We start from the raw sequence: 15,099 nt of genomic DNA, 5'->3' as shown, positions 1-15,099 counted from the left end.
AAGTGGATCGACGGGAATAGGTGAGGACGGCACCGGCTGGCTCCGGCCTTCCGGAGCTTCTGCCATACCGCGGCTTGGCAAACCGAGCGTAGTTGCCAACCTACAGGTTGGCAGGGGCACTTTGGGACATCAGCCTCGGTCAAGCTCCTGTCCGAAGGACCAAGGTCTGGTCGCGGCGGCACGCCGGGAGGTACACCGCTGCGACCTTCGGCAACCACCGCAAGTCGTTGCCTTCTCTCGACCCAGAGTCTTCAGATCTCCCTCCACTTGGGGCTAGTCCCTCAATTCTTTGGAAATGGTGATATTGGAGTGTCCATAGCGCTGGAAAAGCATCCTCATCAAAGAAATCTGTAGATATCTCTTTGAAAATATGTCAATTTGGGCATCATGGACGCCGCAAGGTCACAGAATCTGAAGAAACTGCTCGATGCAGTGCCCGCCGGGTATCTGGTCGATGCCGCGTGGCTGGTCTCCCAAGGCATCGCCTATGAGAGCTTCCGTGACTATGTGAAGCGCGGCTGGCTCGACCGCATCACCCGAGGCGTATTCCGCCGCCCACTCCCCAGCACCGCAGCCACCCCGACATCGAACAGCATCGACTGGAAGACCTGCATCCTCTCCACGCAGCATATTATGGGCCACGACCTGCATGTGGGCGGCACCACGGCGCTCGGCGAACAGGGGCATGCCCACTATCTGCGCCTCGGCGAAAGCGGTCCGGTCTGGGTCTATGGGGAAAGTATCCCCAACTGGCTGGCGAAACTGCCGATGGATGCCACGATCAGAACCCGCCCCCGATCCTTGTTTACCGATCCGAAACTGGGCTTGATTGATGGCAAAACGACCGGCCAGCCATGGGACTGGGGTCTGACGATGTCGACGCCGGAGCGCGCGATCCTTGAGGCCATGGACGAGTTGCCCGACCATGAGAGTTTCCACACGCTCGATATGGTCTTCGAGAGCCTGACGACCCTTCGCCCGAAACTGCTTGCCGACCTCCTCCAGGCGTGCCGCAAGATCAAGGTCAAGCGCCTGTTCTTCGTCTTTGCCGACCGCCACGACCATCCCTGGCGCAAAAGGATCGACCCGCAGGCCTTCGACCTCGGCAGCGGCGACCGAGCCTTGGTCCGAGGCGGCAAGATCCACCCACGCTATCGGATAATGGTGCCGGAAGATTTCTTGAAACCAGAGGCCGACAGTGGCGCGTGAGACCTATGAAGCCCAAGTCGCACTCCTGGTGCGCGCCCTGCCGCATGTCGCGGGCGAAAGCGTCTTCGCGCTCAAGGGTGGGACGGCGATCAACCTCTTTTACCGCGACCTGCCGCGGTTATCGGTAGATATCGACCTGACTTACCTTCCGATCAAGGAACGCGCCGAGAGCCTGGACGAGATCAATGCCGCGATGGATCGCATCGCGGCTGCCATCGAAACCGGTATCCGCGGCGCAAAATCTCAGCGCATCCAAGGCGGCGGCGGCGGAGCCACACGGCTGCTGGCGCGCCTCGGCAATGCCGAGATCAAGATTGAAACCTCGCCCGTCACCCGTGGCGTCGTCCACGACCCGGAAATCCGGACCGTCTCGGCCGCTGTCGAGGATGCCTATGGCTATGCTGAAATGCAGATCGTCTCGTTCGAGGATCTGTTCGCAGGCAAACTGCACGCCGCCCTGGACCGGCAGCATCCCCGGGATCTCTACGACGTCACGCTCCTTTACGAAAACGAGGGTCTGACCCAGGACCTCTTCCAGACCTTCCTGATCTACGTCGCCAGTTCGCCCCGTCCGGCGCATGAGCTGCTCGATCCGAACCTGATCGATCTCGGGCAACCCTACTCGCGGGAATTCGAGGGCATGACCAGAATACCGGTCCCTCTCGACACGCTTCTGGCTACGCGCCTGAGATTGATCACCGATGTGCAATCGCGCCTCGACGACAAGGCGAGGCAGTTCCTTCTAACACTTCAAGACGGGGAGCCTGACTTTGCGGCCATCGACCGGTCGCAGGCGGCTCACCTGCCAGCCGTGCAGTGGAAACTCCTCAACCTGAACAAGCTGAAGCGCGACAACCCCATAAAGCACGCCGCGCAGCGCGACGCCCTGCTGATGCTTCTGAGCTGAGCCATGCACCGCACCGTCGCGAGGCGGGTGAGCACTGGCCCCCTGCGTCGACTGTCTTGAATTTGCCCCCCGCCTCGGAATGGGCACCAGGCAAAGCGCTGAAGCGCACTGACGCCTCAGCCATGGACCATCTTTCCGATCAATCGTGCCAGCCAAGTCGGGAACTGCGGCGCGGCGGACATCAGTTCGGTCTTTGCCGTCTCAGTGAGCTTGGATCGCAGGATTTGCAGGGCCTTGGGAGCCTCATCCGGTCCGAGCCATGCCAGCGCACGGACGGCCTGGCCCGAGGTCTTACTCCCAAGGGCCAACTGCCAGCGGGGCGCATGACGCAGTTCGACTGCTTGCCGGCCAAGGTTCAGCACACGGCTTCGCCCCGAGGTGAGATAAACAGACTTGACCGGCACCTGCGTGGTCAGGCCCAGAGCATTTGCCGCGGCAGCACCGCTCGGCACGATCGTCTCGCCCCGCTGCACAGCGAGCGCTTCAATCGCCTGTTCAGCGGACGGACTGCGCGGACCAAAGCGTGTCTGAACGGGGCGCAGGTAGATGCCGCGTCCTGCACGGATCAACTCGCCGCGCGCGGCCAGACGCGACAGCGTCTGATCGACCGCCGCGCGCGAGCCGAGGTGCAGGAGCCCCTTCGCTGCCAAGGGCACTCCCTCCGGCAACGTCGTCGCGACATTCATAATGCTCTCGGCCATACGCTCCATGATCACTCCTTTGTCAGAAACATGCGCAGTTTTCTGACAGTTTTCAACCGTGCGGTCTCACCCGAAGCGGCGCCCTCCTTCGGTGAAGGTGTACTCATTGATGATGATCCCCTCCTCGATTGCCTCATCCGAGGTGAGGTGGTCGTATTCAGCCTCAAGCTGGCGGTAGAGCCAGCGGGCCAGATCACGCAGCGCTTCGGTCACGATCTCCTCCGCGTCATCAGTCGGCGGCTGCCAGGTCGGACTGTCGCGCGTGACGTCAATCGACATGGTGTATTCGTGGCAGTAGCGGCCGCGGTGGCTTACCTCAGCGGCAAGCTGGTAGAAGTTCCGCCGCTGGATGGCCTGCAACCGATCCGCGATACCATGCAGCGTCGCGTCCGTGGGCGCGTAGTCCCGGATGCGGGCGCACGCGCCCTTGGCGTGGGACCAGTAGCCCTCGAAGCAGGCGCCGTCGCCCTGGCTCCAGAACCCTGAAAACCAGATGCAGGGCTTGGCCCGCGTCCCGCCGCCCATCAGGCGGACGGGCGTGGTCTTCAGGCGGACGCCGAGGATCTCGCAGACCCGCTCGAAATCCTCGTAGACCGCGTCCCACCAATCGTCGTGGGGGCCAAGCTCGCGATACCAGCTGCGGGCCTTTTCCTTGGCGGCATCTGAAAGTTCTGGGAACTGGTAGACGGTGGTGCAGATGAGCTCAGGCATCGATGTCCTCCCCGTTGAGAGCCGCGGCCAGCCATTCGTGACTGCTGGTCCAGCCGAAGGATTTCCGCGCACCGAGATCGATGACATGCGCGCCGCCGCCGAAGGCGTCGAGGCGCGGCCGGGAGCAGGTCAGGGCGTACTGGAACCCCCAGAGGCCGGCGAGGTCGATCTCTTCCGCAAGGCGCAACACGAAGCGGATGACGGCTTCGACATCGCCGTGGTCGTCGTCATGGATCCAGATGGCGCTGCCCTCGGGCGCGTCCTGGAGCACGAGATCAAAGCCTGCGACCTCCGGGTCGTCTGCGTCCTGATCTGCGGCGCGAAGTTCCTGGAACAGCGCGAGCGCGCGGGCAGCCTTGTCGGGGGTGCCGACATCGAGCAGGCACGAGAAATGGGTGAAGTAATCCGCCATGGGGACCTCCTGAATGGGAAAGACCCGGCCGAGAGGCCGGGCACTCGATTGGGATGAAGGGGTGGTCGGGGGCGATTAGCCTGTGGAACTGTCGCCCGCCGCCTGTCGCGCGGCATGGGCGCAGAGCATCTGCCGATAGAAGCGCTTGCGCGCGGCCCGGAAGCCGCGAACGGCGCGCGTGTCGGGGTGCAGCGCCCGGACCGCTGCCCGAAGGACGGCGAAGGGCGAAGCCGTCGCTGGCACGCCGAGGCGCTGATAGGCTGGATCGGTCATCTCAGGTGACCTCGACCACGGACGAGGCGAGATGAGGATCGACCAGAGCCTCGATCCGTTCCGTCCGGCCCATCCAGGGCTCGGGACGGATCGCCTTCACCCAGTCAGCAAAACTCGGGATGAAGCCGAGGTCCTCCTTCACATGCTGCTCGCCGACCCATCGGATCGGGATGATGCGCCCGGTCGAAAGGGTGAGGGTCGGCCCGAAGATCGTCTCGGCCATAAAGATGCCCTCGGCATGGTGGCGCAGCGCCCGGTGCCGGAAGTCGGCCGTGATCTCCTTGCTCTGGTCGAACCAGGAATGCACGGCCATGTAGCATTCGACCGTGCCGCCCCATTTCTTCACCGAGGAGAGGGCGTGGTGATAGGGATGTGCCATCGCCGCCCCCTCAGAAATCATGGGTGTAGAGTTCGGACGAGGTCTACCGCTCGTTGAACTCGAGGTGGATGCAGCGGGCGGCCGCGTCGAAGCAGAACTCGCCCCAGGCGCCGTCGTTGTTCTCCCAGCCGCCATGGGTGTCGGAGAGGAAGTCGTAGGCCAGCTGCTCGACGACATCCTCCAGCGAGAGCTGCCGCATTTCGACCTCAGTATCGTCCCAGGTGAGCGCGGCGTATGCGATCTCGGTCAAGGGGAACTCGACCGCGGTCTCTCCCGCCCAGGCGCCGATGCTTTCGATCTGGCCGCTGTCCGCGGCACCATCGAAGGTGACGGTGACATGGGTGATGCCGGCGGCCATGAGGCCGTCGAAGAGGCGGCCCTTGTTGCCGGGGCGCAGCGCTTCGATCCGAGCAGCACGCTCGGCGTGCGCCGCGAAGATCTGCGCCATGTCGACGGTCGAGGGCGCCATCGGGGGCGCGAGGGTGGGTTCACTCAGATTCATCGGGTGTCTCCAGTCAGGGGAAGGGATCGGAGCCGGGCCGGGCGATCTCTCTCCCCCGGACAAGCTCCAAATTTCCCCTGCACTCCTCTGTCTCTCGGGCGTCACGCCGCGATCTGCAGCGCCCGGGCGGCAAAGGCGCGCCAGAGCGGGTCTACGAGCCGTGCATCGAGAAGATCGGCGCGGTGGCGCAGTCGAACCGCCAGATCGGACTCGCCCCAGTCGGCCGCGCGGCCCGCCTGCGCGCGCAGCTGGCTTGCCTCGGTCACCACGCCCCTCGCCTCGACCGCGCTCGTTACCGGGTGGCACCAGGCGACGGCGTGGTCGCTGGCGGCCCCGGCCAGAACAAGGCGCTCGTCGCGGTCAAGGATCGCAAGAAGCTGGGGCGTGGCATCCAGGGCGATGCCCTCGGCATGGTCGATCGCGCCCTGCATGGCCTCGGCCAGCGTCGCGAAGCGGGCGAGCACTAGGGGCGCGGCGCAGCCCGACATCAGATCGGCCGGTGCGCGGCGCGACAGGGTCAGGGCGAAGGGGTGATTGGGGTCGACATCACCAGTTGAAAAGTACGGTGGTACGACCCGCGCGTAAGTGGTCGGGTGGATGGGCAATGGCAGGTCGAACATGGGAAGATCTCCGACGGCGCGGGAAGCCTCTCTCCCCGCCTCATCCGTCAAAGACCAAACCGCCGCCCTCTTCCTCGAAGGGGCCGCGGCGAGGGGTCCGATGGGCCCTCAGAGCTTGCCGAGGGACCGCAGGCTTAGCTCCGTCCCGGCACCGACGATGATGTGGTCGTGCAAAGTCAGGCCGAGATACCTGCACCCCTTGTGGATCTCTTTGGTCATGCTGAGATCGGCCTCCGACGGCGCCGGATCACCCGATGGGTGGTTGTGGATCAGGATCAGGGCGCTGGCGTTCAGCATCAGCGCTCGCTTGATCACCTCGCGCGGATAGACGGGGACATGATCGACTGTGCCGGTCGACAAAAGCTCATCGGCGATGATGCGGTTCTTGCGGTCGAGATAGAGGACATGGAATCGCTCGATCGGGCCACGGACGGTGAGCGCGCAATAGTCGATCAGCGCCTGCCAGCTGCCGATGACTGGGTTTTGGTTGAGGTAGCGGCCGAGGATGTCACGGGCCTCGAGGACGATAGTTTCTTCCTGGGGTGTCATGGGGGTCTCGCTGAAATGCGCAGGCCGAAGCCCCCCTGCCCTCTCGGGTGGGGCCAGTGGCATGCATTTGGAAGGGGAAAGCGCGACCGCCGCCGATGCAGGCGGTCGCGTTGTCGAGCCCGGCGTCAGCCGACCCGGTCGAGGAGCTTCTTGGCGCGCCCTTCCATGTCGAGGCGAGCATCCTGCTGGGTCTTGACGCGTGCAAGCCGCGTGATGCCCTGCACGAAGTCGAAGATACTTTCGGGCGGGCGGCCTTCTTCCATCAGCACCTTTTCGATGATCTTGCCCGACTCCGCCCTCGAGAAGCCGCGCTTCCGCAAGAATTCATCGCGATCCTCGTCCGTCCGCGCCACGATCTGCTGCCGCGCGGCCCTGATGCCATTCACGAACCCCTGAGGCGAGGAATTGGCGAAGCGCGTCAGCGCTGGCGCCGCCTCATGGGCGAAGCGCGAGGCGGCATACTTCGAGTGGCGGATCTTGATCTCCTGAAAATCCTCGACGCCCCACAGATTCCTGTTTTGACACACCGCCCGCAGGTAGAAGCTCGCCATGCCGAGGGTTTTGGCACCCACCTCGGAGTTCCAGCAATAAAAGCCCCGGAAGTAGAGATCGGGGGAGCCATCCGGCAACCGGCCCGCCTCGATCGGGTTGTGATCGTCAACGAGGAACAGGAAGACATCGCGGTCCGAGGCGTAGAGCGTGGTCGTGTCGCGGCTGATCTCGACATCGGGGTTGTAGACCCCGGTCGACCAGTCGAGCACACCCGGCACCTTCCAGCGCGTGTCGCCGGTGCCATTGCCCGCGATGCGCTGCACCGCCTCGACCAGTTCATGGTCATGGATGCGGCCGTAGTCCGGGCCGGTCACGGCGCGCAGTTCCGTGCGGCCATCTTCGGTCTCGAAGGTCTTCACCTGCTCGGCGCGGTGGTTGGTCAGGCCATACTGCAGATTGATCCCCGCCAGCGGCGCGGGCAACTGGCGCAGGTAGGACGCCGGTGCGCCAACGATGCTGGCAAGCTGGCCGAACGCCCAATGCGTGGGCGCGACCGGTTCTTGCGCCTTCGGCAGCATCAGGTGCAGCCGCTCGGGGTTGTCACGCGCGGCTTCGACCCGGATATCTGCCGTCTGCACCACCCGGCTGCGGCTGCGTTCCGACCGGCCCTTCACCGATGCCCAGAGATCGTCGAGCGACAGATACCGCTCGTCATCCGGGCGGTTGAACCATTCGGACGACACCCGCCCGTTCCGCTCACCCCGGCTCACATCCACTTTCCAGCCACCAGCCCGCGCCGGCTGAACCGGATCCAGAACTTCTACAACGCCCATCGGCTATCTCCCGCGACGGGCGCCGGGAGCCACTCTCCCAGCCATCAACCCGTCACCGGGAAACCGGCACTCCTCTCACTCTCGAAAGCTTGGCATGATCGGCCGCAATGCGGACAAAGTGAACTTTCGCTGCGGCTGCGCCCATGTCGGCTTCAATGAAAGCCGTTCAACGAACCGTTATATTCTTAGGGTTTGCGAAAGCGCAGATAGAAGGGCGTGCAGTTAAGGCTAGTGTTCTGAGTCTGACGCTTGCTACCGGTTTCTGCGGATTTCATCGAGGGCGTCGAGAGCGCGGCGTTCTCGGGTGAGGATATCCTCGGCGGATTTGGCCCATACGAAGGGCTTCGGCTTGGTGTTGTGAAGCAGAAGGTAATCGTAGATCGCCTCTTCCAAATCATCGACGCTGCAGTAGCTGCCCCGGCGAATGCGCCTTGTGGTGATCTCGGCGAAAAAGCGCTCGACCAGGTTCATCCACGACGCGCTGGTGGGCGTGAAATGCAGCCTGAAGCGCGGATGCTTCTCCAGCCAAGCCGTCACCTCAGGTGTCTTGTGGGTGGCATAGTTGTCGAGAATGATGTGGATATCGCGCGGCTTGAGGACGGCGCGGTCAATGCGGCGCAGGAATGCCAGGAACTCCTTGGCCCGATGGCGGGGCATGCATTCGCCCATGACCATGCCCGATTTCACATCGAGTGCTGCAAACAACGTGGTCGTGCCGTGACGGAGGTAATCATGGGTCATGGTTGCGGCGCGCCCCTTCTTGAGCGGCAGCCCCGGCTGGGTCCGGTCGAGCGCCTGGATCTGCGACTTCTCGTCCACGCAAAGCACGACCGCCCGGTCCGGCGGGTTGAGGTAAAGCCCGACGATCTCGGTGACTTTCTCCTCAAACATCGGGTCGTTCGACACCTTGAACCCGCGCGTCAGGTGCGGCTTGAGACCGGCTTCCGCCCAGATACGCCCAACGCTCGACGGCGAAATGCCCACGGTTTCCGCCATCAGGGCGCGGCTCCAATGGGTGGCATTGGGCGGGGTCTCCTGCACCGTCATTGTGATCACCTTGAGGCGTGTTTCCCGGGGCAAAGGCGGCACCCGGGACGGCCGAGTCTTGTCGCGCCTGAGCCCGTCCACGCCCTCGTCAAGATAACGCGCTTGCCAGCGCCAGACGGTGGGCTTGGACGTGTTCGCGCGCCGCATGATCTCATTGGTGCCGCAACCATCTGCCGTCGCCAGCACGATCTCGGCGCGCCAGACAACCTTGCGCGGCGTGTTACGGTCGGTGAGCAGAACTTGAAGCCGCGCACGGTCAGCGGGGCCAAGGTAAAGGCAGATGTCATCTCGTCTCATGCCCCGAACATGGCACACGGCATCAAGAATGGGAATCGTCCGTCAGGTGACCAACACTAGCCGGTTCGACGGTCTTGTCAGATACAAGAGCAACAGCGTAGGGTGCTCCGGAACCGCGTTCAATGACAAGATAGCGGTAAGGCTCTCTTATCGGTGTTTTGCTTCGGAAGTGCCGGTAACGAATAAGCAATAAGGACTAAACAACTATGCACGACCTCGTTTTGCTTACCTTCGAAAACGAGGATTTCATTCGCTGCATAAGCCTTGATGACGCGCTTGCGAAGGCGATATCTCACAAAGAAACAGAAGGGCGTATCCGGGTAGAAATTACACCTGCAGGTGGAGGCAAGATGACGGTTCTTGATTTTGATCGTAGCTCACTTGACTGGATCCCTGTAACTTCAACAGACGGAAATCACTCGTAGATTCCTCAGGAGAACTCGGTTGTTTACAAAATTTCGAAAGACCTCTCCTCAGAAACCGGAAGGCTACGCCGAGGGCCAACGTCTTTTTGACCTTGGCGTTGCCGCAGCGGCCCAAGAACATTTTCACGATGCGTTTCTGCTCTACTCAGCTTCGATTGAGGCCTGCCCAAATCCCGCCCCTTATCTCAATCGCGCAAGAGTTTTGGTAAAAAAGATTCGCCACAAAGAAGCGCTTGACGATCTCTGGCAGGCGCTGCGCTTAGATCAAGAACAAAATCAAGAGATGATCAGCGAGATAGAGGCCGATATCCAAGAAGTATCCCCCTACTTGGAAAACTATCGGAACGGGACAAGGGAAAAACTGGTTGAAGATTTCCGTGCCCACAATGAATCATTCTCCGACTTGCGGTATGTCGCACAACGCATTTGGGGGGTAACTTTCAGGGGCGCTGGAAGCGAGTATGAGCCATATCGCCACCCCCTTTCAGAATACCATTTCTTCAACGAATTGGACAATGTCGCGCGATTTGAAGACCCCAATTTCTACCCGGAAGCCAAAGAGTTTCTTGCGCTCTACCCTGCGAAATTCATCGCTCAAAAAGTGAATGGCCCTGTTGATTTCGCAGCATACTCCCACTCGGAAGCCCTGCTCAACATGTTTCTATGTTCCTACGACGAACCTGACATGCGCCAGCTGCGGCGCTTGATGCTTTACGACATCCATGAATACCTTTTGCGCCGTGATTACGGTGACCAACTTTGGTCGATGACAAATCCGCAGCCAGAGGTCGTTCAATCGGCAGCGGATTTTTTGAGCCAAGAGAGCTAGCGCAAACGGATCGATCCCTTGGGTTCAGCTGTGCAAGTGTAACCAAAAGAGACAGGCCACTCGGCCCGTTCAAAAAATTACTGTGAGAAAAAAGTATGTGGCCCTTTTCAAAAACGAAATCCAACAGTGAAATACATCCCCTGATCAAACAGTTCAGCGCACTAATGGAGAATGCCAAATGTCTGGAGTGGTTTGAAAATGTAGCTGGCGGTTGGAATATGGGGCTTCCCCTTGATGTCGCATTCGAAGTCCAAGAAGCCATCAACCTGTCATATACGATCACCTCTATGGCGGGGGTGAGTTCATCGGCGCTTGTCGATGCTGCCAAGAGCGGCGACTATACAGCGATCAATAACAAGCTGCATCGTAGCAGCAGCGCCCTTAACGAACGTGCCGTAGATACGTCTCGCAACTTCAGCCGCATCATTGAGTGGGCAAATGACCACAACCTGCCTCAACTTCAGCGCTTTGATGCAACTTTCTACAAGCAGGCTGGAGTGCCCCGGAATGTTCGTGATCTCAACAATTTGCGTTTCTTGTTGGTGACCGAAGGCCATGGGATCACGGAGATCCCGGCCGAAATTGCAAAACTTCCCTTGCTCCAAGGCATCTGCATCACAAACAACAAGATTACCGCCATTCCCACCGAACTATACCATTGCGTATCTCTGCAGAGGCTTGATCTTGAGGACAATCAAATCAGCCGGGTGGAAGATGGAATTCATAGGCTCGCGGATGTACATGCGATCGACCTGAGCGGAAATAGGCTGACTCATGTCACGCCTGACATCTCTCGGATGCGATCACTTAAGAAGCTCGATATCCGCAACCAGAAAACGGAAATCGACATGATGCGTGCGAACGACACCCCGCTTTCAGACGCAAGCTTAACAGCTCTTTATGATCTGGTTGGAACCATCGATGTGAAGTATTGAGGCTAAAAGTCCTTGTGAATAGTCCAGTGTTAGAGCTCAAAAAACAAACCCAGTTCAAACCCCACGAAACGGTCTAATGTCTTTGGTTTCGCCGTGATTGCAGACATCCGTGCATCCTGCAGCATTCAGTAGGTTTGGGCTCAAAGCTGCCTTGCGGCAGTGCAGCGAACCCGGCGGGTTTCCCCGCCGGGCCCGAGGGGGAGACCCCGTTCTTCAGAACGGAATCTCGTCGTCGCGGTCGACCAGCTCGGGGTTTTCATTCTCGGCCGACTTCGGGCGGCTCAGGAAGTCGACCTTCTCGGCGATGATCTCGCAGCCGTAGCGGTCGTTCCCCATGGTGTCGATCCACTTGGTGTAGTGGATGCGGCCGTGGACGAGGACCTTCATGCCCTTTTCGCAATGCTCCGCGACCGTCTTGCCCAGACCGTTGAAGCAGGTGATGCGGTGCCATTCGGTGTCCATGACCCGGTAGCCGTTTTCGTCGCGCAGGACGCGACCTTCCGAGAGGCGGGGGCGCGAGGTGGCGAGGCTGAAGTTGGTGATGTTGGTGCCGCCCTGGGTGGTGCGGGTTTCGGGTTTCTGACCGATGTTGCCGGCGAGGATGACGATGTTCTGCATGGTAAGCTCCTGTGTGTCCTGTCTTCGGGACCGTCCCTTCGACAAGACCCGGAAAAAGCCCGTCGGGTGATGCGTGCACGGTGGACAGCATGGACACCGGAAACCCCCAAAGGACCGGGGTGGAGCGGGCAGGACGCCATAGGCGGCCAACACGGCCCGGGCTGACGCGGGGTTGCGCGCAGGAGACCGAACGGGATTAGGGGATTGTCAGTCGAAGGGATGGCCCAGAAGCCAGAGATGCGCGGGGAGCCCAAGCCAGACCCTGTCACCCTGCCAATCGGGGCAACTTGACCCCCAGTTCAGCACCTCACTGGCGGCGACGACAAACAACACCCCGCCACCCCTGCCCTTGCCTTCCGGGAGTTGCAGCGCCCCACTGCGGCGGAGTATCGATACCGGGACATTCAGGACACGGAGCGCATCAATGGCTGATTTCGATCTCGACGCACTGTCGCTCGGCGAGCTGAAGAAAATGCAGAAGAAGGACGTCGCCAAGGCGATTTCAACCTATGAGGATCGGCAGAAGGCGGAAGCCCGCGCCAAGGTAGAAGCTCTCGCCCGGGAACTGGGCTGCTCCTTTGCCGAACTTGTCGGCACCGATACGAAATCCGCGCGCGCGCCTGCCGCGGCAAAATACCGGCATCCTGAAAACCCGGCACTCACCTGGTCGGGCCGGGGGCGCAAACCGCAGTGGTTCGTTGAGGCGTTGGAGGCGGGGAAGACCGCGAGCGACCTGGCCATCAGTTGAAGACTTGACGTACGCGATCCGGCCCAGAGCGGCCGTCCGACTTCATCGCACGAACGGTTGTTTCATTTGGAGCCTAAGCTGCCTAGCAGCGCCTTCAGAAGTCTGGGAGGAAGCCACTAAAACGGCCAGACCTTGTTCTGTGGCTGTCTCTGATAGGTGCACTCTTTGTGAACGCTTGCCGCATTGTGCCTATTGGTTCATGGGATTGGCGAACCTTATCTCCCGCTCAACATAAGCGAGTATTTTAGGTGCCCAGTAGTATCCGTATGGATATTTCATTGTATCCGCTTCGTCGAATTTCGCAGCCGTTCGTTTAACACATTCACTAGGCAAAATTGCGTCTACTTGCCTCTTCATTTCAGCACTTGTGGCTGCACCAACGTTCTCGGCCGGTCCAAAATAAATCGAACCAAGGCGACGACCAACTTCGAGCGTATTCGACTCTAAGATAACAACTGATGAGAGCGAGACTACCCGTCTGGAAACTCGTTTACAGAGGGTCTCGATCACCTCCCAATCGCCACGGTTCAAAGCTTTCTCGGTGCTCATGATCGCTACGATTTCGTCTAACGAGCCCACTACGGCATCTCTTTCCTTGGCCGGAAGGAACGAATGAGAGTACTGCCTTACTATGCCCAGGACAATTTGGAACTCGTGAGGATCGGTATTTGCCATCCAACCGAACTCGCCGTGGATCAATTCGGCGTAATCCCACAGAGGGCTGCCGAAGTAGCCGAGGTTCAATGCCGCTACTAGACGTTCTCGAGGGAAGGCATAAGCCTCCGGAAGGGTAAAGTTGGGGAAATGGGTTTTGAACGTTGACGGGTTGGTACCTAGGCTTCCCACGATATCGTCCCAGAACAGGAGGCTGACAGCTGACTTGCCCTCACTGACCCTTTTATCGGAGTACAACCTCACTTCCATCTGAAGCTTTGCGTCACGATCCCGAGTGGTCGCAATATATATCGTGTTGAGTGCAGGCTCGAAAGCGTCGGAATTCTCCACTTCCGCTTTAACTAGATCGATCTTCAACGGTGCTGCGTACCGTTTGCATTGAACTCCGATCTTCCGTCCGATGTCGTCCGGCCCGAAGATATCGACACCTTGCTGTTGCTGACCCGGACGACCGTTCGCGGCCAGATCAGGCGAATTCCAACGGAGACGTAGAGCATCCAAGGCAATGGCTTCGAAATCCTGCCAATTCTTCGGTTTCGGGACTTCGAGAGAATGAATTGATGTCATTGATTTCCTTGGGTGGCCGGTTGTTTCACAGTGTATACTTTACTGGCACGAAGCATAAAAGCGGACGTTCAATGCCGCAACGCAAACGGCGGCTCCGTTCGGCACAGCGGACCTTCGCCCATCACGCAGCGAACGCCCGCTCCCCCGCCCTGCGCGCAGCAATGTATCCGCCAACCGGCACACGGGCGTTCCTCAGATCGGCACCGACGATCATTCGGTCGCCGATAGACTCGGGGCGCACCTGCGCCGCGCCCGGGCGCTGGAGAAGTGAGGCCGAAGCCTCACCCGAAGGGATCGTACTCCGAGACGATCACGACCTCGTCGCCGTCGATTTCGTCGGCGGGGACGGCGCCGAAGGTTCCATCCCCTGCCTGGAAGACGACGATCGAGACCATGAGCGTGGCGGCGAGGGAGGCGGCGAAGGCGTGAGCATCTTTGCGGGACATCTGTTTGGCTCCTGTCTTGGAGGCGGGGGACCATCCCCCGCGCGACAGGACCTCGAAGGCCCGAAGACTGGCTGACATCACCGGGTGCGTTCGGCTCGTCCGAATCCGCCCGGCGGCACGGGCTCGCCCGTAGTCCGACCCCCCGCGGGTTGATCTCGAAGACGGGATTCGGGGCAAGGAAGGGAATGGCGAGCGGGGGATGGTACCCTGACGACTGGAGCCTGTTGTCCCGCTGATGCTTGGAACGCCGCCAGCCTCCCGGCCACGCTCTTGGTTGAAGACTCCATCTTTGGGGATTGATCCTTTGGTGCCCCGCTAACTCAAAGGACGAGGTTGTGATAGTTGAGAGGCCCGCGCTTGGGCGGGCCCCTCGGTTTCAGTTGGGCTCAGGCGGCCAGGTCCGCGCCCCCTGCCCTTTCGCCCTGTTCATCGCCGACGATTTCAAGCCGCGCGTTGCGGTATCCTTCCTTGGCGATCCAAAGCTCGGCCGCGGTGATGGTTTCCGCCAGATGCAGCAGCTCGGTGTTGCCGCTGAAGTCGAGGAGCACGCGCACCTGCCCGGGCTTCGGCTCCTCGGCCACCTCGAAAACGAGGGCGCTGTCAGCCGAATGGGTACGCATGATGGTCACGAGGATCACCCCCTCCGAGGAGAAGTTACCCTCATGCAGCGTGAACGACGCGGGAGCCGTCCAGGTCGGATAGGGCCGGGGTGGTTCCTTTTTCACAAGACGGCCAACGCCGTTCGAGCGCTCCCAGGCTGCAAGCTTCTTGGTGAAGCGTGCCGGCGGCTTGGGACTGCCGTCGGTGTAGCGAATGAGCGCCCCGAGGGGGGCGGTGTCGATGATGGTTGTTGCAGACATGATTCCTCATTCCGAATGCGAGCAATCGCATTCATCTTATTGATATTGTTACACTATAGGGTGA

The 15,099-nt window shown here is 60.6% G+C and carries 20 protein-coding genes; 6 read left to right on the top strand and 14 right to left on the bottom strand.

Annotation, left to right across the window (positions count from 1 at the left end):
* Positions 1-387: 387 nt before the first annotated feature.
* Both AC2FNA_RS22135 and AC2FNA_RS22130 read left to right on the top strand, forming a co-directional pair.
* Entirely contained in the window at positions 388-1,209 is an 822-nt protein-coding gene (locus tag AC2FNA_RS22135; RefSeq protein WP_496830304.1) for a type IV toxin-antitoxin system AbiEi family antitoxin domain-containing protein, read from the top strand.
* Positions 1,199-2,116 (top strand): nucleotidyl transferase AbiEii/AbiGii toxin family protein, encoded by a 918-nt coding sequence (locus tag AC2FNA_RS22130; protein WP_496830302.1) that lies wholly within the window; start codon positions 1,199-1,201, stop codon positions 2,114-2,116. The genes AC2FNA_RS22135 and AC2FNA_RS22130 overlap by 11 nt, the downstream gene beginning before the upstream one ends.
* A gap of 116 nt (positions 2,117-2,232) precedes the next feature.
* Here the strand turns inward: AC2FNA_RS22130 and AC2FNA_RS22125 are convergent, their stop codons facing one another.
* The 10 genes from AC2FNA_RS22125 to AC2FNA_RS22080 all read right to left on the bottom strand — a co-directional run bounded on the left by AC2FNA_RS22125 (position 2,233) and on the right by AC2FNA_RS22080 (position 8,932).
* Entirely contained in the window at positions 2,233-2,826 is a 594-nt protein-coding gene (locus AC2FNA_RS22125) for a DUF6088 family protein (protein ID WP_496830300.1), read from the bottom strand.
* Between the two features lie 57 nt (positions 2,827-2,883).
* Positions 2,884-3,528, bottom strand: coding sequence for a DUF8835 domain-containing pootine (locus AC2FNA_RS22120; protein ID WP_496830298.1), 645 nt, complete (start codon positions 3,526-3,528; stop codon positions 2,884-2,886).
* Positions 3,521-3,940, bottom strand: coding sequence for a hypothetical protein (locus tag AC2FNA_RS22115; protein ID WP_028030772.1), 420 nt, complete (start codon positions 3,938-3,940; stop codon positions 3,521-3,523). The genes AC2FNA_RS22120 and AC2FNA_RS22115 overlap by 8 nt, the downstream gene beginning before the upstream one ends.
* 75 nt (positions 3,941-4,015) lie before the next feature.
* A complete protein-coding gene (locus AC2FNA_RS22110) occupies positions 4,016-4,213 on the bottom strand; it encodes a hypothetical protein (protein ID WP_035714343.1) in 198 nt (65 codons plus the stop codon).
* Between the two features lies 1 nt (position 4,214).
* A complete protein-coding gene (locus AC2FNA_RS22105) occupies positions 4,215-4,592 on the bottom strand; it encodes a DUF6915 family protein (protein ID WP_496830296.1) in 378 nt (125 codons plus the stop codon).
* 43 nt (positions 4,593-4,635) lie between these two features.
* Positions 4,636-5,094: a DUF6878 family protein gene (locus AC2FNA_RS22100; protein WP_496830294.1), complete on the bottom strand. Its 459-nt coding sequence runs from the start codon at positions 5,092-5,094 to the stop codon at positions 4,636-4,638.
* Positions 5,095-5,195: 101 nt separating this feature from the next.
* Entirely contained in the window at positions 5,196-5,714 is a 519-nt protein-coding gene (locus AC2FNA_RS22095) for a DNA repair protein RadC (protein WP_496830292.1), read from the bottom strand.
* Positions 5,715-5,822: 108 nt separating this feature from the next.
* Positions 5,823-6,263 (bottom strand): JAB domain-containing protein, encoded by a 441-nt coding sequence (locus tag AC2FNA_RS22090; protein WP_496830290.1) that lies wholly within the window; start codon positions 6,261-6,263, stop codon positions 5,823-5,825.
* A gap of 125 nt (positions 6,264-6,388) precedes the next feature.
* Positions 6,389-7,588, bottom strand: a complete 1,200-nt coding sequence (locus tag AC2FNA_RS22085; RefSeq protein WP_496830288.1) for a DUF932 domain-containing protein — start codon at positions 7,586-7,588, stop codon at positions 6,389-6,391.
* A gap of 252 nt (positions 7,589-7,840) precedes the next feature.
* Positions 7,841-8,932, bottom strand: coding sequence for an IS630 family transposase (locus tag AC2FNA_RS22080; protein ID WP_496830286.1), 1,092 nt, complete (start codon positions 8,930-8,932; stop codon positions 7,841-7,843).
* 206 nt (positions 8,933-9,138) lie between these two features.
* On the opposite strand from AC2FNA_RS22080, the gene AC2FNA_RS22075 reads away from it, so the two are divergent.
* The 3 genes from AC2FNA_RS22075 to AC2FNA_RS22065 all read left to right on the top strand — a co-directional run bounded on the left by AC2FNA_RS22075 (position 9,139) and on the right by AC2FNA_RS22065 (position 11,121).
* Positions 9,139-9,357, top strand: coding sequence for a hypothetical protein (locus AC2FNA_RS22075; RefSeq protein ID WP_496830283.1), 219 nt, complete (start codon positions 9,139-9,141; stop codon positions 9,355-9,357).
* A gap of 19 nt (positions 9,358-9,376) precedes the next feature.
* Positions 9,377-10,186, top strand: a complete 810-nt coding sequence (locus AC2FNA_RS22070; RefSeq protein WP_496830282.1) for a hypothetical protein — start codon at positions 9,377-9,379, stop codon at positions 10,184-10,186.
* A 164-nt stretch (positions 10,187-10,350) separates the two neighbouring features.
* Complete coding sequence (locus AC2FNA_RS22065; protein WP_496830280.1) at positions 10,351-11,121, top strand: leucine-rich repeat domain-containing protein; 771 nt, start codon at positions 10,351-10,353, stop codon at positions 11,119-11,121.
* A gap of 213 nt (positions 11,122-11,334) precedes the next feature.
* Here AC2FNA_RS22065 and AC2FNA_RS22060 read toward each other — a convergent pair whose 3' ends face one another.
* Entirely contained in the window at positions 11,335-11,739 is a 405-nt protein-coding gene (locus AC2FNA_RS22060) for a single-stranded DNA-binding protein (protein WP_496830278.1), read from the bottom strand.
* A 424-nt stretch (positions 11,740-12,163) separates the two neighbouring features.
* Here AC2FNA_RS22060 and AC2FNA_RS22055 point away from each other — a divergent pair, with 424 nt between their 5' ends.
* Complete coding sequence (locus AC2FNA_RS22055; RefSeq protein ID WP_496830276.1) at positions 12,164-12,487, top strand: H-NS histone family protein; 324 nt, start codon at positions 12,164-12,166, stop codon at positions 12,485-12,487.
* 189 nt (positions 12,488-12,676) lie between these two features.
* Here the strand turns inward: AC2FNA_RS22055 and AC2FNA_RS22050 are convergent, their stop codons facing one another.
* From AC2FNA_RS22050 to AC2FNA_RS22040, 3 genes are all read right to left on the bottom strand, one after another.
* On the bottom strand, positions 12,677-13,729 hold the full coding sequence (locus tag AC2FNA_RS22050; protein ID WP_496830274.1) for a hypothetical protein: 1,053 nt from the start codon (positions 13,727-13,729) through the stop codon (positions 12,677-12,679).
* A 281-nt stretch (positions 13,730-14,010) separates the two neighbouring features.
* The gene (locus AC2FNA_RS22045) at positions 14,011-14,175 is read right to left on the bottom strand and encodes a hypothetical protein (RefSeq protein ID WP_007803240.1); all 165 of its coding nucleotides are present in this window, start codon (positions 14,173-14,175) and stop codon (positions 14,011-14,013) included.
* 386 nt (positions 14,176-14,561) lie between these two features.
* Complete coding sequence (locus AC2FNA_RS22040; RefSeq protein WP_496830271.1) at positions 14,562-15,035, bottom strand: UCP036055 family protein; 474 nt, start codon at positions 15,033-15,035, stop codon at positions 14,562-14,564.
* Positions 15,036-15,099: the final 64 nt, after the last annotated feature.

Source organism: Ruegeria sp. YKSD163, assembly GCF_059612905.1.
The sequence above is the reverse complement of the archived record's forward strand: the minus strand, read 5'-3'. Positions and strand labels throughout refer to the sequence as shown.

Bases quoted from the DNA above. Each gene is read 5' to 3' on its own strand.
- AC2FNA_RS22075 (WP_496830283.1), top strand. From the start codon at position 9,139: ATGCACGACCTCGTTTTGCTTACCTTCGAAAACGAGGATTTCATTCGC.
- AC2FNA_RS22040 (WP_496830271.1), bottom strand. From the start codon at position 15,035: ATGTCTGCAACAACCATCATCGACACCGCCCCCCTCGGGGCGCTCATT.
- AC2FNA_RS22135 (WP_496830304.1), top strand. From the start codon at position 388: ATGGACGCCGCAAGGTCACAGAATCTGAAGAAACTGCTCGATGCAGTG.
- AC2FNA_RS22120 (WP_496830298.1), bottom strand. From the start codon at position 3,528: ATGCCTGAGCTCATCTGCACCACCGTCTACCAGTTCCCAGAACTTTCA.
- AC2FNA_RS22100 (WP_496830294.1), bottom strand. From the start codon at position 5,094: ATGAATCTGAGTGAACCCACCCTCGCGCCCCCGATGGCGCCCTCGACC.
- AC2FNA_RS22065 (WP_496830280.1), top strand. From the start codon at position 10,351: ATGGAGAATGCCAAATGTCTGGAGTGGTTTGAAAATGTAGCTGGCGGT.
- AC2FNA_RS22080 (WP_496830286.1), bottom strand. From the start codon at position 8,932: ATGAGACGAGATGACATCTGCCTTTACCTTGGCCCCGCTGACCGTGCG.
- AC2FNA_RS22105 (WP_496830296.1), bottom strand. From the start codon at position 4,592: ATGGCACATCCCTATCACCACGCCCTCTCCTCGGTGAAGAAATGGGGC.
- AC2FNA_RS22115 (WP_028030772.1), bottom strand. From the start codon at position 3,940: ATGGCGGATTACTTCACCCATTTCTCGTGCCTGCTCGATGTCGGCACC.
- AC2FNA_RS22045 (WP_007803240.1), bottom strand. From the start codon at position 14,175: ATGTCCCGCAAAGATGCTCACGCCTTCGCCGCCTCCCTCGCCGCCACG.
- AC2FNA_RS22050 (WP_496830274.1), bottom strand. From the start codon at position 13,729: ATGACATCAATTCATTCTCTCGAAGTCCCGAAACCGAAGAATTGGCAG.
- AC2FNA_RS22110 (WP_035714343.1), bottom strand. From the start codon at position 4,213: ATGACCGATCCAGCCTATCAGCGCCTCGGCGTGCCAGCGACGGCTTCG.
- AC2FNA_RS22090 (WP_496830290.1), bottom strand. From the start codon at position 6,263: ATGACACCCCAGGAAGAAACTATCGTCCTCGAGGCCCGTGACATCCTC.
- AC2FNA_RS22060 (WP_496830278.1), bottom strand. From the start codon at position 11,739: ATGCAGAACATCGTCATCCTCGCCGGCAACATCGGTCAGAAACCCGAA.
- AC2FNA_RS22055 (WP_496830276.1), top strand. From the start codon at position 12,164: ATGGCTGATTTCGATCTCGACGCACTGTCGCTCGGCGAGCTGAAGAAA.
- AC2FNA_RS22095 (WP_496830292.1), bottom strand. From the start codon at position 5,714: ATGTTCGACCTGCCATTGCCCATCCACCCGACCACTTACGCGCGGGTC.
- AC2FNA_RS22125 (WP_496830300.1), bottom strand. From the start codon at position 2,826: ATGGAGCGTATGGCCGAGAGCATTATGAATGTCGCGACGACGTTGCCG.
- AC2FNA_RS22085 (WP_496830288.1), bottom strand. From the start codon at position 7,588: ATGGGCGTTGTAGAAGTTCTGGATCCGGTTCAGCCGGCGCGGGCTGGT.